Origin of the sequence: Pseudomonas sp. PDM04 (assembly GCF_014851765.1) — a bacterium.
Lineage (GTDB): Bacteria > Pseudomonadota > Gammaproteobacteria > Pseudomonadales > Pseudomonadaceae > Aquipseudomonas.
The window spans coordinates 160,628-182,745 of the sequence record NZ_JACVAI010000006.1 but is presented as its reverse complement, the minus strand read 5'-3'; the positions used below and the strand labels follow the sequence as shown (position 1 = coordinate 182,745).

23 protein-coding genes are annotated in these 22,118 nt (G+C 62.5%); 14 read left to right on the top strand and 9 right to left on the bottom strand.

Features of this window, described 5'->3' with window-relative positions; all coding sequences use genetic code 11:
• The first annotated feature begins 34 nt into the window (after window positions 1-34).
• The 6 genes from urtB to IB249_RS22875 all read left to right on the top strand — a co-directional run bounded on the left by urtB (window position 35) and on the right by IB249_RS22875 (window position 5,398).
• Window positions 35-952, top strand: a complete 918-nt coding sequence (gene urtB, locus IB249_RS22900; protein WP_192308015.1) for an urea ABC transporter permease subunit UrtB — start codon at window positions 35-37, stop codon at window positions 950-952.
• A gap of 9 nt (window positions 953-961) precedes the next feature.
• A complete protein-coding gene (gene urtC, locus IB249_RS22895) occupies window positions 962-2,149 on the top strand; it encodes an urea ABC transporter permease subunit UrtC (RefSeq protein WP_225607155.1) in 1,188 nt (395 codons plus the stop codon).
• Window positions 2,146-2,907 carry an urea ABC transporter ATP-binding protein UrtD gene (gene urtD, locus IB249_RS22890; RefSeq protein WP_192308013.1) on the top strand — a complete coding sequence of 254 codons (762 nt, stop codon included), beginning with the start codon at window positions 2,146-2,148 and terminating at the stop codon, window positions 2,905-2,907. The genes urtC and urtD overlap by 4 nt, the downstream gene beginning before the upstream one ends.
• Window positions 2,908-2,917: 10 nt before the next feature.
• Window positions 2,918-3,607 (top strand): urea ABC transporter ATP-binding subunit UrtE, encoded by a 690-nt coding sequence (gene urtE, locus IB249_RS22885; RefSeq protein ID WP_192308012.1) that lies wholly within the window; start codon window positions 2,918-2,920, stop codon window positions 3,605-3,607.
• Window positions 3,608-3,732: 125 nt separating this feature from the next.
• Window positions 3,733-4,962 (top strand): formamidase, encoded by a 1,230-nt coding sequence (gene fmdA, locus IB249_RS22880; RefSeq protein ID WP_192308010.1) that lies wholly within the window; start codon window positions 3,733-3,735, stop codon window positions 4,960-4,962.
• Window positions 4,963-5,050: 88 nt separating this feature from the next.
• Window positions 5,051-5,398: an FmdB family zinc ribbon protein gene (locus IB249_RS22875; RefSeq protein WP_192308008.1), complete on the top strand. Its 348-nt coding sequence runs from the start codon at window positions 5,051-5,053 to the stop codon at window positions 5,396-5,398.
• Window positions 5,399-5,542: 144 nt separating this feature from the next.
• Here IB249_RS22875 and IB249_RS22870 read toward each other — a convergent pair whose 3' ends face one another.
• Window positions 5,543-6,085, bottom strand: coding sequence for a cytochrome b (locus IB249_RS22870; RefSeq protein ID WP_192308006.1), 543 nt, complete (start codon window positions 6,083-6,085; stop codon window positions 5,543-5,545).
• Between the two features lie 200 nt (window positions 6,086-6,285).
• Between IB249_RS22870 and IB249_RS22865 the strand changes: the two genes are divergently transcribed.
• The 7 genes from IB249_RS22865 to IB249_RS22835 are packed head-to-tail and all read left to right on the top strand — an operon-like array spanning window position 6,286 to window position 12,580.
• Entirely contained in the window at window positions 6,286-6,963 is a 678-nt protein-coding gene (locus IB249_RS22865) for a thermostable hemolysin (protein ID WP_192308005.1), read from the top strand.
• Window positions 6,953-8,434, top strand: a complete 1,482-nt coding sequence (locus IB249_RS22860) for an AMP-binding protein (protein WP_192308003.1) — start codon at window positions 6,953-6,955, stop codon at window positions 8,432-8,434. Before IB249_RS22865 ends, IB249_RS22860 begins: the two co-directional genes overlap by 11 nt.
• Complete coding sequence (locus tag IB249_RS22855) at window positions 8,431-9,105, top strand: TenA family transcriptional regulator (protein WP_192308001.1); 675 nt, start codon at window positions 8,431-8,433, stop codon at window positions 9,103-9,105. Before IB249_RS22860 ends, IB249_RS22855 begins: the two co-directional genes overlap by 4 nt.
• Window positions 9,092-9,901, top strand: a complete 810-nt coding sequence (locus tag IB249_RS22850; RefSeq protein WP_192307999.1) for an SDR family oxidoreductase — start codon at window positions 9,092-9,094, stop codon at window positions 9,899-9,901. The genes IB249_RS22855 and IB249_RS22850 overlap by 14 nt, the downstream gene beginning before the upstream one ends.
• Complete coding sequence (locus IB249_RS22845) at window positions 9,898-10,542, top strand: tetratricopeptide repeat protein (protein WP_192307997.1); 645 nt, start codon at window positions 9,898-9,900, stop codon at window positions 10,540-10,542. The genes IB249_RS22850 and IB249_RS22845 overlap by 4 nt, the downstream gene beginning before the upstream one ends.
• 11 nt (window positions 10,543-10,553) lie before the next feature.
• Complete coding sequence (locus IB249_RS22840) at window positions 10,554-11,216, top strand: response regulator (protein WP_192307995.1); 663 nt, start codon at window positions 10,554-10,556, stop codon at window positions 11,214-11,216.
• The gene (locus tag IB249_RS22835) at window positions 11,213-12,580 is read left to right on the top strand and encodes an ATP-binding protein (RefSeq protein ID WP_192307994.1); all 1,368 of its coding nucleotides are present in this window, start codon (window positions 11,213-11,215) and stop codon (window positions 12,578-12,580) included. The genes IB249_RS22840 and IB249_RS22835 overlap by 4 nt, the downstream gene beginning before the upstream one ends.
• A 25-nt stretch (window positions 12,581-12,605) precedes the next feature.
• Here IB249_RS22835 and IB249_RS22830 read toward each other — a convergent pair whose 3' ends face one another.
• Entirely contained in the window at window positions 12,606-13,526 is a 921-nt protein-coding gene (locus IB249_RS22830; protein ID WP_192307992.1) for a universal stress protein, read from the bottom strand.
• A gap of 278 nt (window positions 13,527-13,804) precedes the next feature.
• On the opposite strand from IB249_RS22830, the gene IB249_RS22825 reads away from it, so the two are divergent.
• Window positions 13,805-14,878: an NAD(P)-dependent alcohol dehydrogenase gene (locus IB249_RS22825; RefSeq protein WP_192307991.1), complete on the top strand. Its 1,074-nt coding sequence runs from the start codon at window positions 13,805-13,807 to the stop codon at window positions 14,876-14,878.
• A gap of 16 nt (window positions 14,879-14,894) precedes the next feature.
• Here IB249_RS22825 and IB249_RS22820 read toward each other — a convergent pair whose 3' ends face one another.
• The 7 genes from IB249_RS22820 to IB249_RS22790 all read right to left on the bottom strand — a co-directional run bounded on the left by IB249_RS22820 (window position 14,895) and on the right by IB249_RS22790 (window position 22,080).
• Window positions 14,895-15,365 (bottom strand): Lrp/AsnC family transcriptional regulator, encoded by a 471-nt coding sequence (locus tag IB249_RS22820; RefSeq protein WP_192307989.1) that lies wholly within the window; start codon window positions 15,363-15,365, stop codon window positions 14,895-14,897.
• Window positions 15,366-15,391: 26 nt separating this feature from the next.
• A complete protein-coding gene (locus IB249_RS22815; protein WP_192307987.1) occupies window positions 15,392-16,693 on the bottom strand; it encodes an NAD(P)/FAD-dependent oxidoreductase in 1,302 nt (433 codons plus the stop codon).
• A gap of 81 nt (window positions 16,694-16,774) precedes the next feature.
• Complete coding sequence (locus IB249_RS22810; protein ID WP_192307986.1) at window positions 16,775-17,614, bottom strand: transporter substrate-binding domain-containing protein; 840 nt, start codon at window positions 17,612-17,614, stop codon at window positions 16,775-16,777.
• 72 nt (window positions 17,615-17,686) lie between these two features.
• Window positions 17,687-18,445 (bottom strand): amino acid ABC transporter ATP-binding protein, encoded by a 759-nt coding sequence (locus IB249_RS22805; RefSeq protein ID WP_192307985.1) that lies wholly within the window; start codon window positions 18,443-18,445, stop codon window positions 17,687-17,689.
• Window positions 18,446-18,460: 15 nt separating this feature from the next.
• Entirely contained in the window at window positions 18,461-19,426 is a 966-nt protein-coding gene (locus tag IB249_RS22800; RefSeq protein ID WP_192307984.1) for an amino acid ABC transporter permease, read from the bottom strand.
• Between the two features lie 259 nt (window positions 19,427-19,685).
• Window positions 19,686-21,176, bottom strand: a complete 1,491-nt coding sequence (locus IB249_RS22795) for an aldehyde dehydrogenase (protein ID WP_192307983.1) — start codon at window positions 21,174-21,176, stop codon at window positions 19,686-19,688.
• A 1-nt stretch (window position 21,177) separates the two neighbouring features.
• Window positions 21,178-22,080, bottom strand: coding sequence for a dihydrodipicolinate synthase family protein (locus IB249_RS22790; RefSeq protein WP_192307982.1), 903 nt, complete (start codon window positions 22,078-22,080; stop codon window positions 21,178-21,180).
• Between the last annotated feature and the right edge of the window lie 38 nt (window positions 22,081-22,118).

Here is a 22,118-nt window from a genome sequence, read left to right as displayed (position 1 = left end):
ACGCATCCGTTCCATTCATTCGGAGACCACCACCATGCAATGGCTGACTGATTTCGGTGCCATCGTGGTCATGCAGGGTTTCAACGGGCTTTCCGTATTCTGCGTGCTGCTGCTCATGGCCTTGGGGCTGGCCATTATTTTTGGCCAGATGGGCGTCATCAACATGGCCCATGGCGAGTTTCTCACCGTGGGTGCGTACACCACTTACGTGCTGTCGACGCTGGTCCAGGCCTATATGCCGTCGATGCAGCCGTACTACTTCTTTTTCGCCATCGTGTTGTCCTTTCTGGTCGCCGGCTCGATCGGCTGGGTGATCGAGCGGGTGATGATCAGTCGGCTCTATCACCGTCCCCTCGATACGCTGCTGGCAACCTGGGGTTTGTCGCTGGTCATGCAACAGGCGCTGCGCTCGATCTTTGGCGCGCGTGAAGTCAGCGCCAACCCGCCTGAATGGCTGATGGGCGCGGTCAACCTGACCGACTCGATCGAGATCCCACGCAACGGCTTGTTCGTCATGGCCCTGACTGTGCTCCTGACGGGGGGCGTGTTCCTCATGCTGTATCGCACCCGGTGGGGCTTGCACGTCCGGGCGACGGTGCAGAACCGGGTCATGAGCCGTGCCGTCGGGATCAACACCCGGGAAGTTGACCGCATGACCTTCGCCCTGGGTTGCGGTGTCGCCGGGGTGGCGGGTGCCGCCTTCACCACCATTGGCTCGACCGGCCCGACCGCCGGGTCGCTGTACATCGTCGACACCTTCCTGGTGGTGGTTTTCGGCGGCGCGCAAAGCCTGCTCGGCACGATTGCCTCGGCGTTCACCATCGCCCAGACGCAATCCGTCTCCGAGTTCTTCATGAGTGGATCGATGGCCAAGGTCCTGACCTTGTCTGCCGTGATCCTGATTCTGCTGCTGCGCCCGCAAGGGTTGTTCGCCAGCAAAGTTCGCAAGTAGAGGCCGCTGATGAACACGATAGACAAACTCATGGGCGGCAGACAGGGCGTTGTCGGCCTGTTGCTGCTCGCCGTGCTGATCCTGGTGGTGTTCCCGCTGACCCTCGATGCGTTCCGCTTGAACATGGTCGGCAAATACCTGACCTATGCATTCGTCGCGGTGGGCCTGGTGTTGTGCTGGGGCTATGGCGGCATCCTGAGCCTGGGGCAGGGCGTGTTCTTCGGGCTGGGCGGGTATTGCATGGCCATGTTCCTCAAGCTGGAAGCCAGCGACCCTGAAAGCACGAAGATCCAGTCCACGCCCGGCATTCCCGACTTCATGGACTGGAACCAGATTACCGAGCTGCCCGCCTTGTGGATGCCGTTCCACAGCTTCACGTTCACCGTGATCGCTGTCATTGCCGTGCCGGTGTTGCTGGCGTTGGTGATCGGTGCGGCGCTGTTCAAGCGGCGGGTAGGGGATGTGTATTTTTCCATCGTGACCCAGGCCATTGCGCTGATCCTCACCGTCCTGATCATCGGCCAACAGGGCCTGACAGGAGGCGTCAACGGGATTACCGATCTGAAGACGTTGCTGGGCTGGGATATCCGCGGGGACGGCGCCAAGCTGATCCTGTACTTCATCAATGCCGTTCTGCTGCTGGGCTGCATTCTGATCGGCAAGTTTATCCTGGCGTCCAAGCTGGGGCGCCTGCTGATGGCGATGCGCGACAAAGAGGAGCGGGTGCGTTTCTCGGGGTATGACGTCGCCGGGTTCAAGATCTTCGTGTACTGCGTCGCGGCCGGGTTTTCCGCGATTGGCGGGGCCATGTTCGCCTTGCAGGTGGGCTTCATGTCGCCCTCGTTCGTGGGCATCGTGCCGTCGATCGAAATGGTCATTTTCGCCGCCGTGGGCGGGCGCATGTCGCTGCTGGGCGCGGTCTACGGTTCATTGCTGGTCAACTATGGCAAGACCTACTTCTCCGAGTCGTTCCCGGAACTGTGGCTGTACCTGATGGGCGGGCTGTTCATTGCGGTTGTCATGTACTTCCCCAATGGCCTGGCCGGGGTTTGGGAGAGCCATGGCCGCCGATGGCTTGCTCAGCGCCTGCCGGGCACAAAAAGCGTTAAGGCGCCGCCGCCCGTGGCCCCGGTCAACGTGGCTGAAACTCAGGCAGACAGCGCGGCCGCCCCCCGTCCCCTGGAGACCCAGTCATGAGCAAATCGAGCGCTTTTCACATGCCCAAACCGGTGCTGGCGATCGAGGGGTTGACGGTCTCGTTCGACGGTTTCAAGGCCGTGGACAACCTCAATCTGTATATCGATCGCAACGAAGTGCGCGTGGTGATAGGTCCGAACGGGGCCGGCAAAACCACGGTGCTGGATCTGATCTGCGGAAAGACGCGCACCACCAGCGGCAGCATCGAATTCAAAGGCCGTGAGCTGACCAGAATGAAGGAGTACGACATCGTTCGTGCGGGTGTCGGACGCAAGTTCCAGACACCGTCGATCTACGACAACCTGACGGTTTTCGAGAACCTGGAGATGTCGTTTCCCAAGGGACGCACGGTGTTCGGTGCGTTGTTTTTCAAACGCAGCAATGAAGTGATCGATCGGGTGAATGCAGTGGCGGCGGACATCTTCCTCGGGGAGTTGCTGCAGCAACAGGCAGGGCTGTTGTCCCACGGCCAGAAGCAGTGGCTGGAAATCGGCATGCTGCTGATGCAAGACCCGGAGTTGTTGATGCTCGACGAGCCGGTCGCCGGGATGAGCGTCAGTGAGCGCGCGCAAACCGCCGAACTGCTCAACCGGATCAGCCAGGGACGCTCGGTTCTGGTGATCGAGCACGACATGGAGTTCGTTCAAAGCATCGCGCACAAGGTCACGGTTTTGCACCAGGGCAAGGTGCTCGCCGAAGGCAGCATGGAGTCGGTGCAGAAGAACCCGAAAGTCATCGAAGTCTATCTGGGCCACTGAGGAGCACAGCATGTTTGCAATCAACCAGTTGGCCTGTGGTTATGGCCAGAGCCAGATTCTGCACGACCTTGACCTGACCGTCGGCAAGCAGGAAATCGTCGCGGTCATGGGCCGCAATGGCATGGGCAAGACCACCCTGTTCAAAAGCCTGATGGGCATCCTCCCACAGTGGCGTGGCCAGGTGACCGTCGAGGGGGTGGATATCTCGGCGATGGAAACCCACGCCCGGGTCGACCACGGCCTGGCCTACGTGCCACAGGGGCGAATGATCTTTCCCGCCATGACGGTGCTGGAAAATATCCAGACGGGCCTGCCGGCTTCGGCCAGGGGCAAGGTCCCGGAGGATCTGTATGCACTGTTTCCGGTGCTGTTCGATATGCGTAGCCGGCGCGGCGGCAACCTCTCCGGGGGCCAGCAACAGCAACTGGCAATCGCTCGTGCGCTGGCGACCAACCCCAAGGTGCTGCTGCTGGATGAACCGACAGAGGGCATCCAGCCGTCGGTGATCAAGGACATCGCTCGCACCCTCAAGGAAATCCGCACGCTGCGCGACCTGACCATCGTCGTGTCCGAGCAGGTGCTGTCATTCACCCTGGAGATCGCCGACCGGTTCCTGGTGATCGAGAAAGGCCGGTTCGTGATCGAAGAAAACCGGGCCAATGTCGACGAGGCGACCATCAGTCGTTACCTGTCGGTATAGCGCCTGCACCCGATTCCAATGGCTTGATCCGCTGTCACCGCAGGGCCCGCGCGTTTGAAGTCGCCCAGGCCCAGGGCCTTCGCTCGCCTGTGATCTGACCCATTTATACCCCAAGGAGAAACACCATGACCGAAGTGTTGATCAAAGTTGACCTGAACCAGCCTGCCACGGAAAACGAGCAGATCCATAACCGCTGGCACCCCGATATCCCGATGGCGTGCTGGGTCAAACCCGGTGACGACTTCATTCTGGAAACCTACGACTGGACGGCGGGCGCCATCAAGAATGACGATGACGCCAGCGACGTGCGCGATGTCGACCTGTCCACGGTGCATTATCTGTCGGGCCCGGTCGGCGTGCAGGGCGCAGAGCCTGGTGACCTGCTGGTGGTCGACCTGCTCGATATCGGTGCCCGGGCGGACTCGCAGTGGGGGTTCAACGGCTTTTTCTCCAGGCAGAATGGCGGTGGCTTCCTGACCGACCATTTTCCCTCGGCGCAAAAGGCGATCTGGGACTTCAAGGGCATGATGACCCGCTCGCGGCACATTCCAGGCGTCGAATTCGCCGGCCTGATCCACCCCGGGCTGATTGGCTGCCTGCCGGACCACAAGATGCTTGCCGAGTGGAACCGCCGCGAGCAGGAACTGATCAACACCGATCCTGAGCGCGTACCACCGCTGGCCAACCCGCCTTTCGCCAAGACGGCGCACCTGGGCAAAATGAAAGGCCCCGAGCGGGACATGGCGGCGGCGACCGGTGCCCGCACCGTTCCACCCCGCGAGCACGGCGGCAACTGCGACATCAAGGACCTTTCCCGTGGCTCAAAGGTGTTCTTCCCGGTGTATGTCGACGGTGCGGGCCTGTCAGTGGGTGACCTGCATTTCAGCCAGGGCGATGGTGAAATCACTTTCTGCGGCGCGATCGAAATGGCCGGCTGGGTGCACATGCGCGTCGAGCTGATCAAGGGCGGGATGGAAAAGTACGGCATCAAGAGCCCCATCTTCAAACCCAGCCCGATCATCCCCACCTACAACAAATACCTGATTTTCGAAGGTATCTCGGTCGATGAGGGCGGCAAGCAGCATTACCTGGACGTCAACATTGCCTACCGCCAGGCTTGTCTCAACGCCATCAACTACATGACCAAATTTGGTTACTCGCCCGCCCAGGGTTATGCCCTGTTGGGCTCGGCGCCGGTGCAGGGGCACATCAGCGGTGTGGTCGACATCCCGAACGCGTGCGCCACGTTATGGCTGCCGACGGAGATCTTCCAGTTCGACATCAACCCGAATGCCAACGGCCCGACACGCTTTATCGACGGCAGCATTGACTTGCCGATCGCGCCGGACAAGTAAGCGCAGACGTTTCCGGCGCAGGTGCCGTCAGGACGAACACCGTGCGCCGGTATCCATCAGGGAAGATCAGTTTTTTCGGAGTACTGTCATGGCTTTGTACGAATACGATTGCCCGGATTGCGGTGATTTCACCGCCCTGCGTCCCATGGCCGACAGCGCCTTGCCCTGCGCTTGTCCAGAGTGCGGAAAACCCAGCCTGCGCGTGATCCTGTCAGCGCCGGCGCTGGCCACCCTGGCCGGTCACACGCGCAAGGCGATTGCCGCCAATGAGCGCAGCGCCCACGCGCCGAAGACGGTCGAGGAATATCGCGACAGTGCCCGCCATCCAAAAGGTTGTGGCTGTTGCGGTCCCAGCAGGAACGTTGAGCCAAGCAAGGCCAACCCGCATGGACTCAAGGGCAAGGCGTCGGGCAGACCCTGGATGATCAGTCATTGAGGCCGTCGGCACGCGAGCGAGGTTTGCCGACAGCCTTCGCACCCGCGGTGCGATCAAGCGACTGAGCGGTGGTCCCAGCAGAGGATCGCCATGGGGTGAACCCGTCGATCGTCATCGGGGGGCCAGGGTTCAAGGCAGAAAAGGTCAGCGCTTCGGCAGCATCCGGCGCAACGTGTTGTCGCCGACATAATAATGGTGAAACAACCCAGCTGCCGCGTGCAGACCGATCAGCCAGTAACCGGTACTGCCGAGCAGTTCGTGCCAATACTTGAGCTGCTTGGCCAAGTCCGGGTCAAGCGCTATCGGTGCCGGCAGGCTGAAGCCGAAGTAGGGCACCGGTTTGCCCCCGGCGGCCAGCATCAACCAGGCCAGCACCGGTGTGCCGATCATCAATCCATACAGCGCCAGGTGCATCAGGTGCGAAACACCGGTCTGCCAGGCGGGTGGCTTCGGCGTGATGGCGGGACGCGGCGTCAGGCGCCCGAGCAAACGCAGCCACACCAGGGCAAAAATGCCCAGGCCGAACACACCGTGCAGCCCAAGGAAAAGGCTCCTCATGTTATCGCCTCGCGGCAGCAGTCCTTTTATTTCAATACAGCCATACACACCGACAAACAGTGCCAGCATCAGCCAGTGCAGGGTTATCGAGAGTTTCCCGTAGTGCTGCGGGGTGTTGTCGCGGGTCATTGGGGGCCTCTTGCGGTCGTTGGCTGCCGACTCATTCGGACAGCCGGGTCCGGTTGTCTCTGAACCGGCGCCGGCCACATTGCCCGCCGAGCCTTAAGCGAATCTGAAGATCACCGATGCCCCTGTTTTTCCCACCTTCAGACTTCGTTAAGAAAACCCTTTGATACTTCTCCCCAATTGATCCGGGGAGGTGTTTTCCAATGTCCGACTACAACTGGAACGTGCAGCTGCCGCTGCGGTTTGGCCAGGCCGAAGCACCGCAGCTGCAGCTTGTCAGAGCATTGCCGGGCGACGCCGAGCGGGGCGTCTTCGAATCCTTTATCCAGCAACGGTTTCGGACGGCTCACGGTGCGGACATTCGCCATTTCATGCCGCAGCTGTTCGGCATGAGCGATGCGTCCGGGGCGCTGAGCGCCGTGGTCGGCGTACGCCTGGCCAGTTCCGGGCCCTTGTTTCTGGAAGGTTACCTGGACGAGGCGATCGATCCGCTGATCAGTGCGGCCGCCGGCCAGGCTGTGGCGCGATCTGCCGTCGTGGAGGTCGGCAATCTGGCGGCCAGCGATACCGGGAGTGCACGGATGAGCATCATTGCCATGACGTACCTGCTGGCCATGGGCGGGCTGGAGTGGGTGGCCTTTACCGGGAACCTGGGATTGGTGAACAGCTTTCATCGCCTGGGGTTGAAGCCGGTTTCCCTGTGCGCCGCCGACCCCGCGCGGCTGGGCGAAGATCGCCATGCCTGGGGCAGCTATTACGAAAGCAAGCCTTGGGTGCACGTGGGCAATATCCGCGCTGGATTCCTTCACCTGTGCAACATCGGCCTGTTCGGCCGCCTGGGCCTGGCGACGTCCATCGAGGGAGCCTGCGATGTCGCCTGAACTGGAAGGATTCAAGCAGGCACTGCGTAACCACGCTGAGCGCAAAACCAATGCCGTGGCGTTGTGGGGCGATCGACTCAAGGTGGATTACGCGGCGCTGCAGGCCGAAGTGAGCTATCGCCAGCAACGCCTGCGCGATAAGCAGGTCAGGGTGGTTGCGCTGGCGTTGGACAATGGTGTCGAAGCCATGCTCTGGGACCTGGCCGCCTTGTTCGAAGGCCTGACCTGTGTGACCTTGCCGCCGTTTTTCAGTCCGACGCAACGTCAGCACTGCCTGGAACAGAGCCAGGCCGAGCGGGTGATCGCCGAGCCAGCGTTGCACGATGAGTTGCAAACGGCGGGTTATGAGTGGGACGGCGGGTTCTGGTGCCGCACCTTCAGTGGCACGAGCCGGATGCCGGAGGGCACCGCCAAGTTGACCTTTACCTCGGGCACCACGGGGACGCCCAAGGGGGTCTGCCTGAGTGCCGACAGCCTCTTGCGTGTCACCCGCGAGTTGTTTCTGGCCAGTGAGCCCACCCAGCCGCAACACCATCTGGCGCTGCTGCCCCTGGCAATCCTGCTGGAGAACATTGGGTGTTATGCCGCGTTGTATGCCGGCGCGACCCTGAGCCTGCCCAGCCAGAACACCTTGGGGATTCAAGGAGCCAGCAGCGTGAATGTGCCGCAATTGCTGGGCTGTCTGGCCAGTCGGGCACCCCAGAGCCTGATCCTGGTGCCGCAGTTGTTGCTGATGCTGGTCAGCGCGGCCGAACACCAGGCCTTCGATCCACGGCGCCTGCGCTTCGTCGCTGTGGGCGGCGCCCGGGTGTCCGAAGACTTGCTGCATCGCGCAGAACGGGTCGGGCTGCCGGTTTTCGAGGGGTACGGCTTGTCCGAGTGCGCCTCGGTGGTGTGCCTCAATCGTCCGCAGGCGCAGCGCCCCGGCAGTGTCGGGCGGCCGTTGCCGAATCTTGAGGTGCGCCTGGCGCCGGACGGTGAAGTGCTGATCAAGGGCTCGATCCTGTTGGGCTACCTGGGTGAGGCGCCAACCACCGATCCATGGTGGCCCAGCGGTGACATCGGTGAGTTCGATGCCGAGGGTTTTCTCTACCTCAAGGGGCGCAAGAAACATCAGTTCGTGACCAGTTTCGGGCGCAACGTGAACCCGGAGTGGGTGGAGGCCGAACTGACCCAAGGCGACCACATCGCTCAGGCCTTCGTTCACGGCGAGGCGATGCCACACAACCATGCGCTGCTCTGGCCGCACCGTGCGGACTGCACGGACCAACAGCTGGCCGACGCCATCCGCCAGGCCAACGAGGCGTTGCCAGACTATGCCCGGGTCCATCACTGGACCCGGCTCGATCAACCCTTCACCTCCGCCAACGGTTTGCTGACCGCCAATGGGCGGCTGCGCCGTGACGCCATTATCGAGCGCTATCGGGCGCCACTGACCGACTCCCCACTTTCCGAGGAAACCGCACCATGAGTTTTTTTGACAGGCTGCAAGCGGCTACGCAACAGGAACGCATCGAGTTGTTCAACTTGCCGGTCATCCGCGATGCGCTGGCGGGCGATGTCAGCCTGGAAAGCTATCGCGCATTCCTGGCGCAGGCCTATTACCACGTCCGTCATACCGTGCCGTTGATGATGGCCTGCGGTGCTCGCCTGCCATCGCGCCTGGAATGGTTGCGCAAGGCGGTGTGCGAATACATCGAAGACGAATATGGCCACGAACAATGGATCCTCAACGACATCGAGGCCTGCGGCGGTGAGCGGGCGAGTGTGCGCGACGGTCAACCGTGCCTGCCCATCGAGTTGATGGTCAGCTACCTCTATGACCTGATTGCCAGGGGCAACCCGGTGGGCCTGTTCGGCATGGTCAACGTGCTGGAAGGCACCAGCATTGCCCTGGCGACCCACGCCGTTGGCAGCATTCGCGAGCGTCTGGCACTGCCGGAAACCGCCTTCAGTTACCTCAGCTCCCATGGTTCGCTGGATATCGAGCACATGCAGACCTACCGCGCCCTGATGGACAAGCTCGACAACCCGGACGATCAAGCTACGGTCATCCATGCCTCGAAGGTGGTGTACCGGCTATACAGCGACATGTTCCGCGAGCTGCCGCGCAACGGGGAGTTCGCGCATGCGCCTGTCTGACGCTCGCGTGGTGTTGACCGGCGCCAGCGGAGGCATCGGTCTGGCCATCGCCACCGCCCTGTGCGCCAGTGGTGCCCGGGTGCTGGCTGTGGCCCGGCATCGAGAGCCGTTGACGCCGCTGCTCGAGCGCTATCCGCAGCACCTGAGCTGGATTGGCGCCGACTTGACGGTGGCCGCCGAGCGTCGCGCAGTGTTCGCTCAGGCCAACACCCTCGGCGGCATCAACCTGCTGATCAATGCCGCCGGGGTCAATCATTTCGCCATGCTCGAACAGCTGGACGACAGTGAGATCAACGCTTTGCTGGCCGTGAACATCGGTGCGCCGATCTGCCTGACCCGGTTGCTGCTGCCCCTGCTCAAACAGGCGGACAGTGCCATGGTGGTCAATGTCGGCTCGACGTATGGCTCGATTGGCTACCCCGGCTATGCCAGTTATTGCGCCAGCAAATTCGCCCTGCGCGGGTTTTCCGAAGCCCTGCGCCGCGAGCTGGCGGACACCCGGGTCAGCGTGCTCTATGTCGCCCCGCGTGCCACCCGCACCACCATGAACAGCGCGGCGGCCCAGGCCCTGAACGACGCATTGAAGGCGAATGTCGACGATCCGCACACCGTGGCCAGCGCCGTGATTCATGCGATTGCCGGCGATCGACGCGATGTGTACCTGGGCTGGCCGGAGCGCTTTTTCGTGCGCCTCAACAGCCTGCTGCCCCATCTGGTGGACCGTGGCTTGCGCAAACAACTGCCACTGATCCGCCGCCTGAGCCAGAAAACCGACCCGGAGAAACCCAAGCCATGAAGAAGATCGCCGCTTTCCTGTTGTTGGGGGCCCTGGGGCAGGGCGCCTGGGCACTGGAGCCCGCTGACCAGCAACGCCTCAGTGCCATCCAGCAGAGCTGGGCACACATCCAGTACGAATTGCCTGAGGGGCAACGCACCGCAGCCTTCGAGAAACTGGCCGCCCAGGCCTCAATTTTCACCCAGGAACGCCAGAACGTGGCGGAGGCCTGGATCTGGTCCGGTATCGTCAACAGCAGTTGGGCCGGTGCACAGGGCGGCCTCGGTGCGCTGGGCAAGGTCAAGGCGGCCAGGGCTGACCTGGAAAAAGCCCTGGCCCTGGACCCCAGGGCCCTGCAAGGTTCTGCCTACACCAGTCTCGCCGCGTTGTATGATCGCGTGCCCGGCTGGCCTATCGGCTTCGGTGACTCGGACAAGGCCGAGCAGTTGCTCAAGGAGGCCTTGCAAATAAACCCCGACGGCATCGACAGCCTGTACTTCTGGGGCGATCACCTCTACCGCCAGAAGCGCTACGCTGAAGCCAGGACGGCGCTGCAAAAAGCCCTGACGGCAGCCCCTCGTCCCGGTCGCGAAACGGCCGATGCCGGTCGCCGCAAGGAGATCGAGGCGTTGCTGGCGGATGTGAACAAAAAACTCGGCTGACAGGAGTCCGTGTGCGCTTACTACTGATAGAGGATGACACGGCACTGGGCGAGGGCATTCATCAGGCCCTCAACCGTGAAGGTTATACCGTCGACTGGTTGCTGGACGGCAGCAGCGCCCTGCATTCGTTGCTCAGTGAAATATTTGATCTGGCGGTCCTGGATCTGGGCCTGCCGCGCATGGACGGCCTTGACGTGCTGCGGCGCCTGCGCAACAGCGGCTCCACTCTGCCGGTGCTGATCCTGACCGCCCGCGATGCCACCGAAGACCGCATTGCCGGCCTGGACGCCGGGGCCGATGACTACCTGATCAAACCGTTCGACCTGGCCGAGCTGAAGGCCCGTATCCGTGCGCTCCTGCGGCGCAGCGCCGGGCGCGCCCAGGCGCTGATCGAACACGCCGGGATCCGCCTCAACCCCGGTACACAGCAGGTCAGCTACAACGGGGAACCGGTGGCGCTGACGCCCAAGGAGTACCAGTTGCTGCACGAGCTGCTGTCGCCACCGGGCAGGATCATGACCCGCGATCATCTGATGCAATTGCTGTACGGCTGGAGCGAGGAGGCCGAGAGCAACACCCTGGAGGTGCACATCCACCACCTGCGCAAGAAATTTTCCGCTGACCTCATCCGTACCGTTCGCGGGGTCGGATACCTGGTGGAGGAGCGCCATTGACCTCGATCAGACGCCGCACGCTGACCCTGATCATCGGCCTGATGCTGGTCGGGCTGACCCTCATCAGTGTCCTTAACCTGCACGACAGCAACCACGAAATCGCCGAAGTCTATGACGCACAACTGGCGCAGAACGCGCGCCTGTTGCAAGGCATCATGCGCATGCCCCTGACCGGCAGGGAACACGCCGACCTGTATCAGGCCTTCAACCAGGCCCTGAGCGAAGCGGAGCCCAAGGTTGACGGGCATCCCTATGAAACGAAGATCGCATTCCAGGTCTGGGATCCCAAGGATGAAGTGCTGGTGCACACCGCGAGTGCGCCTTCGTTCAAGACCCCGCCGCGAACGGCAGGTTTCAGCGACCTCGTCGACCTGAACAATCGCCATTGGCGGGCCTTCCTCCTCGAAGACCGGCACAACGGCCTGCGCATCTGGGTAGGGGAGCGCGACGATGTGCGCGCCGACCTGGTGGACCGGATCGTGCGTCACACCCTGTGGCCCAACATTCTGGGCAGCTTGCTGCTGGCGGCAATGATCTGGCTGGCCATCGGCCTGGGGTTGAAACCGTTGGTCAATATGGCCGCTACGTTGCGGGCCAGGCCTCCCGGCTCCCTCGAACCCCTGCAATTGACGCCACTGCCTACCGAGCTTGAACCCATGCAGGCAGCGCTCAACCGGATGCTGGCGCAAATCCAGGAGGTGATGGGCCGTGAGCGGCGCTTCATCGCCGATGCCGCCCATGAAATGCGAACGCCCCTGGCCGTGCTCCGGGTGCATGCCCAGAACCTGTTGGAGCAGGGCAGTGAACAGGACCGTCGGGCATCGCTTGAACATTTGATTGCCGGCGTGGACCGGACCACCCGGCTGGTCAACCAGTTGCTCACCATGGCGCGCATCGAACCCCGGGCGGACAGCAAGCCGCCTGAGCCCATTGACCTGGCCGCGACGGTTCGCGGCAGCCTGATTCAGCTGACGCCCTGGTTGTTGAGCAAGGACATCGAGCCGGTGCTCGATGTCGCTGACGACATCGGCCTTGTCAGGGTCGACCCGACAGCCATCGACATTGCGTTGAACAACCTTGTCACCAACGCGGCCAACTTCTCTCCCGCCCACGGGGTCATCACCATCAGGCTGGCCCGCACAGAAAGAGGCTACGAGCTGATCGTCGAGGACGAGGGGCCGGGCATCGATGAGCAGGACCGGGACCGGCTGTTCGAGCGCTTCTACAGCCGAGGCAATGACCACGGCGCGGGACTGGGCCTGACCATCGTGCAGACCATCGCCGAGCGCTTCGGTGGGCAGGTCAGGCTGGAAAACCGTTCGCCTCGCGGGTTGCGTGCGTCGTTGGAAATCGGTCGCTCGTGATGCCGTGAGCGACTGCCCTGGCGGCTCAGGACGGCTCCGGGGAAACCACCCACACGCTGCAGGGCAGCTTGTACAACAAATGTTCCACCGTGCTGCCCACCAGCCGTTCCACGCCACGGTGGCCAATGCGGCCCATGACAATCACATCGGTGTCATGGGTTGCGGCGTAGCTGGACAGTACCCTCGCCGGACTGCCCATGATCATGTGCCGGTTTTCCGACGGGATGCCGTTGCGCTCGGCCAGTTCGTGAAAGGCCTCGGCCTGCGCGTCGTACAGGGTCCTGGCGGCCGTCGAGGTGAAAAATGCCGAGCCATTGCCGAAGCCGATTTCATCCGCACTGATGCTGGAAAGATCGTGGGCGTAGATCACCTCCAGTTCAGCATCGCAGGTGCTCGCCAGTTTGCAGGCTTCGCGCAGAATCCTGTCGTTGAGGTCCTCGTATTGGCCATAGGCATGAAACGGATCGACTGCGGCAACGACCTTGCGTGGCAGGGCGTTGTGCAGGTGGCTGACAAAATGCACGGGCACCGGGCATTCGCGCAGCAGGTGGATATCCAGGGGCGTGAAAAACAGGCGGGAGAGCCTTGATTCGTGCTCCAGCGCCTTGATCAGGGCCGCCATCGGCTGTTCCTGGAGGTGGATGAGTATTTCCTGCAACGGCGCTTCCACCCATACCACTTCCGTGGTGACCGTGACACCGATCTTGCGCAACGGCCTGGCCTGGTCTTCGAGCCATTGGCGATGACGCTCGACGTATCCCAGCCGCATCTGTTCCAGCGCTTGCTCGTTGACCAGTGCGGCCGTTGCCAGGCCTTCCAGATAATCAAATGCCACGATGTGCAGGGCAGCACCCGCCGCCTTGGCCAGGGCGGCCGCCCGGTCGAAGGCGGGGCTGTTTTCCATCAGGGGCGGGACGACCAGCATGAAACGTGGTTGATCAGACATGATTCAATCTCCGCTAGGTGACCGTGCAATCACAGGCTCCAATGGTCCCGGCATTCCCGGGTCTTGAAGCCTCGTCTTCAGCCTGTCCCTGTGGCGGTCGCCGGGCTTGATCCGTGTCAAGCAGGTGAGGGAATCACCTGGCTGTCCGACGTGCGGTCGTTCGCAGGCCAGCCAGTGACGCATTTGTTGACCATTATCAATCCTTCGTCCGGGTCCACGGCGCAGTCTGCGGATTCGTGCCGAACGCTGGTTTACGCACGCTAAAAGGAGTGAGCACCATGGCAACCATGAGAGCGGCTGTTTTCGTCGAAAAGAACCGGATCGTGCTGGAAGACAAACCCATTCCTGAAGTCGGACCGCTGGATGCACTGGTACGGATCACCACCACGACCATTTGCGGCACCGATGTGCATATCCTGCGTGGCGAGTACCCGGTGGCCAAGGGGCTGACCGTGGGCCACGAGCCGGTGGGGGTGATAGAGCGACTGGGCTCGCAGGTGCGGGGTTTTGTTGAAGGACAGCGGGTGATTGCCGGGGCCATCACGCCCAGCGGACAGAGTTATGCCTGCCTGTGTGGCTGTGGTTCCCAGGACGGACCCGACACGCGCCATGGCTTTCGTGCCACCGGTGGCTGGAAGTTCGGCAACATCATTGACGGCTGCCAGGCCGAGTACGTGCTGGTGCCGGACGCCCTGGCCAATTTGTGCCCGATTCCCGACGGGCTCAGTGACGAGCAGGTGCTGATGTGCCCGGACATCATGTCCACCGGGTTCTCCGGGGCCGAGCGCGGCGAGGTGAACATCGGCGATACCGTGGTCGTGTTCGCCCTGGGCCCCATCGGCCTGTGCGCGGTTGCAGGAGCGCGACTCAAGGGCGCGACCATGATCATCGGCGTGGATGCCGTGGCCGAGCGCATGAGCGTGGCTCGCCGGTTGGGTGCGACCCATGTCGTCAATTTCAAGGACGGCGACGTGGTGGAGCAGATCATGGCGCTCACCGATGGCCGTGGCGTCGATGTGTCCATCGAGGCATTGGGCACCCAGGGTACGTTCGAATCTGCGCTGCGGGTGCTGCGCCCGGGCGGTCGCCTGTCCAGCCTTGGCGTCTACTCCAGCGACCTGCGCATTCCCCTGGACGCCTTCGCCGCCGGCCTGGGCGACTACAGCATCGTTTCCACCCTGTGCCCGGGTGGCAAGGAGCGCATGCGGCGCCTGATGGCGGTGGTCCAGAGTGGAGGCGTGGACCTGTCGCCACTGGTGACCCACCGTTTCAAACTCGACGATATTGAAGCGGCCTACGAGTTGTTCGCGCATCAACGCGATGGCGTGATGAAGATCGCGATTACACCGTGAGGCGATAAGCCAGGGCCTACAGCGTCAACTTCCGGCTGAATTTGGTTTCCATCACGATGTGCGAGGCGGTGTGCGCCACGCCCTTGATCATGTTGATCCGGGTCAGCTCGGCGTTGAGTTCGCTCAGGGTCGCCGTGACCAGGTGGATGATGAAATCCGACTCGCCGGAGACCGCGTACACGGCCTGCACCGCCTCCATCTTGCGCAGCGAGGTCATGACATCGGTGTAGCTCTTGTTGGTGCAGGACGTCATGGTGAAGCAGTTGATGGTCTGCTGCAGCCGGTCCTGATCGATGCGTACGCTGTAGCCGGTGATGACGCCGGCTTTTTCCAGGCGGGTGATTCGCTCCTGCACCGCCGAGCGCGACACCCCGAGCTTGCGCGCCAGCGAAGCAGTGGGCTCCCGGGCGTTGGCGTGCAACAGGCCGAGCAATTGCCTGTCCTTGTCGGTCAGGTTGAACAGGGGACCGGAACGCTGCACATCCATGGACACTGGCTTGACCTCGCGAGGCTTCAGTTTTTAACGGCCGCTCGGCGTTGCGAACGGGTTTCCTGGAACATATCCATCATCTTCAGGCCGGCGTAAACCGTTTGTGCGGCTGCCGGGCCGAGCGGGCCACCGTTCCATTGCAGGCCATAGGCATCGAACAGGCGGTAGCGATCGGTCTCGCCGCAGATGGCTTCGGCAATGACGCGTGCGCCAATCGGCGCGGTGTTCATACCATGGCCGCCAAACGATGTACATGTCCACAAGCCCTGACCCAGGGGGCCGATGTGCGGCATTTTGTGCCGCGCATAGCCCATCAGCCCGGACCAGGCCTTATCGATCCGGATGCCGCGCAACTGCGGATAGACATCGAGAATGTCGTCGGTCAGCAACTGGCCCAGGCGCTTTTCATCCTGCAGGTTGCGGGTGGTGATCCGGCCGCCCCAGAGCAGGCGGTCACCGTCGACAATCCGGTAATAGTCCGAGGCCCGGCGATTGTCACCCACCGCATCGGTGGTCGCGACCGCGTCCGCCAGGCGCTCGCCCAGGCGTTCGGTGAGAACGGCGTAGGTCGCAATCGGCAGGAAGGCGCGGCGCAGCTTGCCGAACTCGGGGCCACCGTAGCCACCGCAGCAATACACGACATGGGCGCAATCGACGCTGCCTTGATCGGTGATCACCCGGTGCCGTCCGCGCTCGCTCTGCACCCGGACCATGGCTGAATGCTCATGGATCCTGCCGCCGTTGCGCGCAATGAGCTGGGCCAGCCCCAGGCAATAATTCAACGGATGGAAATGAAAGCCGTGGACATCGCGCAGCGCCTGGAAATAGCGATCGGTCTTCAAGCGCTCGCGCACGGCCTGGCGATCCAGGTACTCGAGGTGGAAATCGAAGTCGGTGGCCATTTTGTCGCGCAGTCGCTGCAGGTTGTCGCCATCCTCATAGCGCACGACGCTGAGCTTTCCGGGCGTTGGCGCGCAGCCCGGGAATTGATGCCGGGCGATCATGTCGCGAACCGTGTCGACCCCTTCGAGGGACAGTTTGAACAGCGCTGCGGCGGTCGCCTTGCCGCACCGACGCTCGATGGACGTCAGGCCCTCGGACCAACCCTGCAGGACGAAACCGCCGTTGCGCCCGGAAGCCCCCCAGGCCACGCGACCGGCGTCGAGCAGCACCACGGATTTGCCACGCGAGAGCAGTTCCCAGGCGGTGCTCAGACCGGCCAGTCCGGCGCCGACGATGCACACGTCGGCTTGCGCAGCACCTGTCAGCGCCGCGTGCTCGGTCGCGTATTGCATGGTGGCGGTGTAATAGTTGTTGATGTACATGAAGTGCGTTGTCCTTATTTTCACGGCACAGGCAAGCCGCGCGCCGCGTTCAAGACGGGCGCCCGGCAACGCATGGAGGGGTTATTGCACCTGGGTGAGGTCGGCGCCGTACCATTTTTCCGACAGTTGCTTGAGGGTGCCGTCGGTTTTCATGTCCGCGACGATCTTGGTCAGCGCACTGTTGAAGGCGTCGTCACCCTTGTCGACGGCGATGGCCAGCGGTTCGTAGTAGGCAGGCTTGCCTTCGACCTGCACGATCGGATAGCCATTCTTGACGGCGGCAACGATGGTCGGCAGCGCGGACAAGGTGGCATTCAGGCGCACCCCGTTACCCATGCGCAGGTCATCCAGCGGGCCCATGCTGTCGCCGTAGGTCTGGATTTCACCGGGCGTGACGTCGTAGGTAAAGGCCGGCACATCGGCCGCGTCGATTTTCAGGCGACGGTTGATGTAATCCTCCGACGTCGTCCCGGCTTCGACGCCGATCACCTTGCCGTTCAGGTCCGCCGGTTTGGCCCCGGCGGCATCCTTGTGCACCGCGAAGACATAAGGCGTGTAGTAATAGATCGCCGGGAAATCGAGGACCCGACTGCGCTCGGTCGTGGGGGTCATGGAGCCGACCGACAGGTCCCAGCGATTCGACCAGCGTCCGGCGGTGATGATGCCGTATTCGGGCGTGACGAAGGTGACCTTGCTTCCCAGACGCTTGCCGATTTCGGTGGCGACGTCTATATCGAAGCCCTGCAGCTTGTTGTCCGGGCCGAGGAACGACTGCGGTGGCCAGTTCGCCGCAGTGGCGACTTTTATCACCTTGGTGTCATGCACGCGGTCGAGGGTCGCGCCGGCCCAGGCGGCGCCTGCGGTGGTCGTGACGGCGGTGGCGACAGCGGCTGCAGCGAAGAAACGGGTAAGCGAGATCATGGGTAAGCCTCCAGGGGCGCGGGTTTTGTTGTTGTTTTTGTCGATGACTTGGGGCGGTACGGCTGATGCTTCTCAGTGGCTGAGAATCTGCGATAGAAACTCCCGGGCGCGTTCGTGCTGCGGGTTGTCGAAAAACTCCTTGGGTTTGGCCTGTTCGATGATGCAGCCCTGGTCCATGAAGATGATCCGGTCGGCGACGCGCCGGGCGAATCCCATCTCGTGGGTGACGCACACCATCGTGATGCCGTCCTGGGCGAGCTCGCCCATCACATCCAGCACTTCCTTGACCATTTCCGGGTCCAGCGCCGAGGTCGGTTCGTCGAACAGCATGATGCGCGGGCGCATGCACAGGGCACGGGCGATGGCCACACGTTGCTGCTGGCCGCCGGAGAGTTGGCCGGGATACTTGTCTGCCTGGTTGCCGATGCGGACCCGGGCGAGGTATTCACAGGCCAGTTCACGGGCCTGGGCCTCACTGAGCTTGCTCACCAGGCGCGGCCCGAGCATGAGGTTTTCCAGCACGGTCATGTGCGGAAACAGGTTGAACTGCTGGAACACCATGCCGACCTGACGCCTGACGTCGGCCACGCGGGTGGCTTCCCGGGTCAACTCGACGCCCTCGATGAACACGCTGCCTTTCTGGAAGTCTTCCAGCAGGTTCAGGCAACGGATCAAGGTGGACTTGCCGGAGCCGGACGGCCCGCAGACCACCACGATTTCGCCGCTGGCAATGTGCAGGTCAATGCCCTTGAGCACATGAAATTCCCCATACCACTTGTGCATGTCGTTGATCGAAACGGCAGGGCAGAGCGCGGTTGCAAGCTGATTCATCCTAAGGCTCCTGACTCAGCGGTGGGCACGGTTGAAGTGCTTTTCCAGGCGCGCCTGGACGGTTTCCAGCACGATCGACAGCAGCCAATAGAGCACGGCGGCGGTGATGAGCATTTCCAGGTGACGGAACTCGGCGCGGCCTTGCGTCCGTGCCAGGAACATCAGCTCCCAGACCCCGATCACCGACACCAGCGAACTGTCCTTGAGCATCGAGATGAACTGGTTGCCCGTCGGTGGAATGATCAGGCGCATGGACTGCGGGAGAATCACCCGGGTCATGGCCTGGAACGGATTGAGTCCGATCGCCCGTGAGGCTTCCCACTGGCCGCGCGGAATACTGCTGATGCCGGCACGGAAAATCTCCGTCATGTAGGCGCCATAGCACAGCGAGAGCGCGAGGATCCCGGCGGGTACGGCCCCGACCACATAGCCGAGCTGAGGAATGCCCAGGTAGATCAGGTAGATCTGGATCAGCAATGGAACACCACGGAAGAACGAGGTGTAGAAGCTGGCGATGGCAATGGCGAAACCATTGGAAGACAACCGCGCCGTCGCCCCCAGCAACGCCAGGACAAACGCGATGGCAATCGAGATCGCGGACACGTAGACCGTGGTGAATACCCCTTGGGTAATCATGAAGCCGACTTTGGTGGCGATGAAGCTGTAGGAAAGGTTGAAGGTGTCGAAGAACAACAGGAACAGTGCCAGCAATTCGCACCAGACCGTGATGATCTGCGTACGCAACGGCAGCCGGCCGAGAATGAACAGGTTCAACACCACCGTGAGGGTGAAGGTGAAGCCAACGGCGATGTCACGCGCCAGCGGGGCCTGCAGATCCAGGACGATGGGGCCCATCAACTGGGACAGGCGACCCTCGCCCAAACCGCAGGCCAGCGTGATGACGAAAATCACGACAGCGACCGATCCCATGAAGACGGCGCTATCGGTCCTGCGTGGTTTGACGACAAGGTCTTTGTACATGACTTACACGCCTTAGGGGGACCCCCTTTATTGTTGTAAGTCCATTATGTGCGCGCAGAATGCCGGGCGGGACCCGGCGAAACGATGGAGGAGTGGGTTAATTGACACAGATGTAGGGGGCAAGCCTCTACAACTGATGGAAAGGGTCGGCAGCCTGCACCTTTCGTGTTGCTCGCCATGCGTTGCCGCGTGACGTCCATCGCGGGCAGGTACTGACCCAGTGGGGCGCGAGACTGCCCGCGATGGAAGTTCAGGCACCCTACGAAGCGTTGATCCAGATGGTTTTCAACTCCGTGTACTGATCGTGGGCCCAGATCGATTTGTCACGTCCACCAAAGCCCGATTCCTTGTAGCCTCCGAACGGTGTCGAGGCATCGCCTTCGCCGAAGCAGTTGACCGTGACCACGCCGGCGCGGATCTCCCGCGACAGACGCAGGGCATTGCGCAGGCTGCCGGTGTAGGCGGAGGCGGCCAGGCCATAGACCGTGTCGTTGGCCAGTTCGATGGCTTCATCGAGGGTCGAGAACGTTGTCACGCTCAGCACCGGACCGAAAATCTCCTCGATGAACAGCCGATCATCGCGGCCCACACCGTCGATGATGGTCGGTTGCACGAACACCCCCGCTTCGGTCGCGCCACCCTGGACCACCTTGAGTTTGCCCTCGACAGCGTGCTGCAGGTATGAAGTCACCTTATCGAAATGCGCCTTGCTGACCATGGCCCCCAGGCGATTGTCCGGGTCCAGCGGGTCACCCAGTTTCCAGTCCTTGAGGTGCTTGGCAATCAGCCCGAGCAGGTCGTCCTTCACGTCCTTGTGAACGATCAGGCGCGAGGAGGCCGAGCAGTTTTCGCCCATGTTCCAGAAGGCGCCGGCGGTGACGAACTGGGCCACTTCGTCCAGGTCCTCACAGTCGTTCATGACCACGGCCGGGTTCTTGCCACCCAGCTCCAGCACCACGCGCTTGAGGTTGGAGTCGGCGGCGTACCGGAGGAACAGACGCCCGGTCTCGGTAGACCCGGTGAAGCTGACCATAGACACGTCCATGTGCCGGCCAATGGCTTCGCCGGCCTCGCGACCGCCGCCAGGCACGATGTTGAACACGCCCGGCGGGATCCCGGCCTGGTGCGCCAGTTCGACCACGCGCAGGGCGCTGAGGGTGGTTTCCCTGGCCGGTTTGACCACGATGGAGCAACCGGCGGCCAGCGACGGCGCAATCTTCCACGCCAGCATCAACAGGGGGAAGTTCCACGGCAGCACCAGGCCCACCACGCCAATGGCTTCGCGTACCACCAGGGTCACCGCCGCTGAACCCGTAGGCGCGGTGCTGTCGTAGATCTTGTCGATCAGCTCGGCATGCCAGCGCAGGGTGTGGATGGTTTCCGGTACATCGACGTTCTGGCATTCACTGACCGGTTTGCCGCTGTCCAGGCTTTCCAGCACGGCCAGTTCATGGGCGTTCTCTTCCAGCAGGCGGGCGAAATCCAGCAGGATATGTTTGCGCTCGCCCGGCGACAGTTTTGCCCAGCGGCCATCTTCGAAAGCCTGTTTTGCCGCCGCCACGGCGACATCGACATCCTGGACGTCGCAGGCGGCGACGTCGGCCAGCTTCTGGCCGGTGGCCGGGTTGGTGGTGACGAAGGTGTTGCCCGAGATCGCATCGCGAAACTCACCGTCAATGAAGGCCTGGGTACGGAATTTCAGTTGGTAGGCCAGCGCCGCGTATTGTTCCTTGCTCAACAATTCAGCCATTTCATGCACCTCCGGTGATCTGGGCGATATTGCGCTTGAGGGTGGTGATCACGTCCTTGAGTTCGGCTTTTTCACGGTCGTTCAGGCCCTGCAGCGGGGCGCGTACGCCACCGCTGCGCAGGCCCTGAAGCTCACTGCCGTACTTGATCGACTGCACGAACTTGCCGCCTTCGAGGTAGTCCATCAGCGGCATCAGCTCGGCCATGATCCGACGGCCCTTGGCAAAGTCCTGCTCGATCACGCAGGCCTCGTACAGGGCGATGTGTTCCCGTGGAATGAAGTTGGAGCCGGCACAGGTCCAGCTCGTGGCACCCCAGGCGAAGAATTCCAGGGCCTGGTCGTCCCAGCCGCAGGACAGGGCGATGTTCGGGCGCTGGATGGCCAGGCGGTGCAACTGGGCCATGTCACCGGAGCTTTCCTTGATGGCCGCGATGTTCTTCACGTCGGCGACCGCATCGAAGAACGCTTCGCCCATGCTCACGCTCATGCGGCCCGGGTAGTTGTAGAGCATGATCGGCAGGCCGCCGGCGCGATCCACGGCTTTGACGTGGAGGGCGATTTCCTCCTGGGTCGGCAGCGCGTACGGCGGGGTGCCGACCAGCAGGGCATCGGCCTTGATCTCCCGAGCGGCAGCGGCATAGGCCACGGAGTCCTCGGTGCGGATGGCACCGGTGCCGACGATCAGCGGCAGGCGGCCGTTGAGCACATCCTTGGCCTGGGCGGCCAGCTCGAAGCGCTCCTGGGCGGTGTGGGCGTAGTACTCGCCGGTGGAGCCGCCGATGATCACGCCGTGGACCCTGGACTCGACCAGGTACTCCAGAACGTTGGCGAACGCGGCCTTGTCGATGCTGCCATCTGCGGCCAAGGGGGTGATGGCCGGGGTGTAGATACCTTCGAATTTCATGAGTGAGCCTCAGTGCAGTGATTGTGGTTCAGCGACGT

What these genes read in the sequence shown, in the direction of transcription:
- IB249_RS22855 (WP_192308001.1), top strand. Translation starts at nt 8,431, where the DNA reads ATGAGTTTTTTTGACAGGCTGCAAGCGGCTACGCAACAGGAACGCATC.
- urtB (WP_192308015.1), top strand. Translation starts at nt 35, where the DNA reads ATGCAATGGCTGACTGATTTCGGTGCCATCGTGGTCATGCAGGGTTTC.
- IB249_RS22825 (WP_192307991.1), top strand. Translation starts at nt 13,805, where the DNA reads ATGGCAACCATGAGAGCGGCTGTTTTCGTCGAAAAGAACCGGATCGTG.
- IB249_RS22850 (WP_192307999.1), top strand. Translation starts at nt 9,092, where the DNA reads ATGCGCCTGTCTGACGCTCGCGTGGTGTTGACCGGCGCCAGCGGAGGC.
- urtC (WP_225607155.1), top strand. Translation starts at nt 962, where the DNA reads ATGAACACGATAGACAAACTCATGGGCGGCAGACAGGGCGTTGTCGGC.
- IB249_RS22870 (WP_192308006.1), bottom strand. Translation starts at nt 6,085, where the DNA reads ATGACCCGCGACAACACCCCGCAGCACTACGGGAAACTCTCGATAACC.
- IB249_RS22820 (WP_192307989.1), bottom strand. Translation starts at nt 15,365, where the DNA reads ATGGATGTGCAGCGTTCCGGTCCCCTGTTCAACCTGACCGACAAGGAC.
- IB249_RS22790 (WP_192307982.1), bottom strand. Translation starts at nt 22,080, where the DNA reads ATGAAATTCGAAGGTATCTACACCCCGGCCATCACCCCCTTGGCCGCA.
- IB249_RS22815 (WP_192307987.1), bottom strand. Translation starts at nt 16,693, where the DNA reads ATGTACATCAACAACTATTACACCGCCACCATGCAATACGCGACCGAG.
- IB249_RS22795 (WP_192307983.1), bottom strand. Translation starts at nt 21,176, where the DNA reads ATGGCTGAATTGTTGAGCAAGGAACAATACGCGGCGCTGGCCTACCAA.
- IB249_RS22865 (WP_192308005.1), top strand. Translation starts at nt 6,286, where the DNA reads ATGTCCGACTACAACTGGAACGTGCAGCTGCCGCTGCGGTTTGGCCAG.
- IB249_RS22845 (WP_192307997.1), top strand. Translation starts at nt 9,898, where the DNA reads ATGAAGAAGATCGCCGCTTTCCTGTTGTTGGGGGCCCTGGGGCAGGGC.
- IB249_RS22800 (WP_192307984.1), bottom strand. Translation starts at nt 19,426, where the DNA reads ATGTACAAAGACCTTGTCGTCAAACCACGCAGGACCGATAGCGCCGTC.
- IB249_RS22805 (WP_192307985.1), bottom strand. Translation starts at nt 18,445, where the DNA reads ATGAATCAGCTTGCAACCGCGCTCTGCCCTGCCGTTTCGATCAACGAC.
- IB249_RS22810 (WP_192307986.1), bottom strand. Translation starts at nt 17,614, where the DNA reads ATGATCTCGCTTACCCGTTTCTTCGCTGCAGCCGCTGTCGCCACCGCC.
- urtE (WP_192308012.1), top strand. Translation starts at nt 2,918, where the DNA reads ATGTTTGCAATCAACCAGTTGGCCTGTGGTTATGGCCAGAGCCAGATT.
- IB249_RS22860 (WP_192308003.1), top strand. Translation starts at nt 6,953, where the DNA reads ATGTCGCCTGAACTGGAAGGATTCAAGCAGGCACTGCGTAACCACGCT.
- IB249_RS22830 (WP_192307992.1), bottom strand. Translation starts at nt 13,526, where the DNA reads ATGTCTGATCAACCACGTTTCATGCTGGTCGTCCCGCCCCTGATGGAA.
- fmdA (WP_192308010.1), top strand. Translation starts at nt 3,733, where the DNA reads ATGACCGAAGTGTTGATCAAAGTTGACCTGAACCAGCCTGCCACGGAA.
- IB249_RS22875 (WP_192308008.1), top strand. Translation starts at nt 5,051, where the DNA reads ATGGCTTTGTACGAATACGATTGCCCGGATTGCGGTGATTTCACCGCC.
- urtD (WP_192308013.1), top strand. Translation starts at nt 2,146, where the DNA reads ATGAGCAAATCGAGCGCTTTTCACATGCCCAAACCGGTGCTGGCGATC.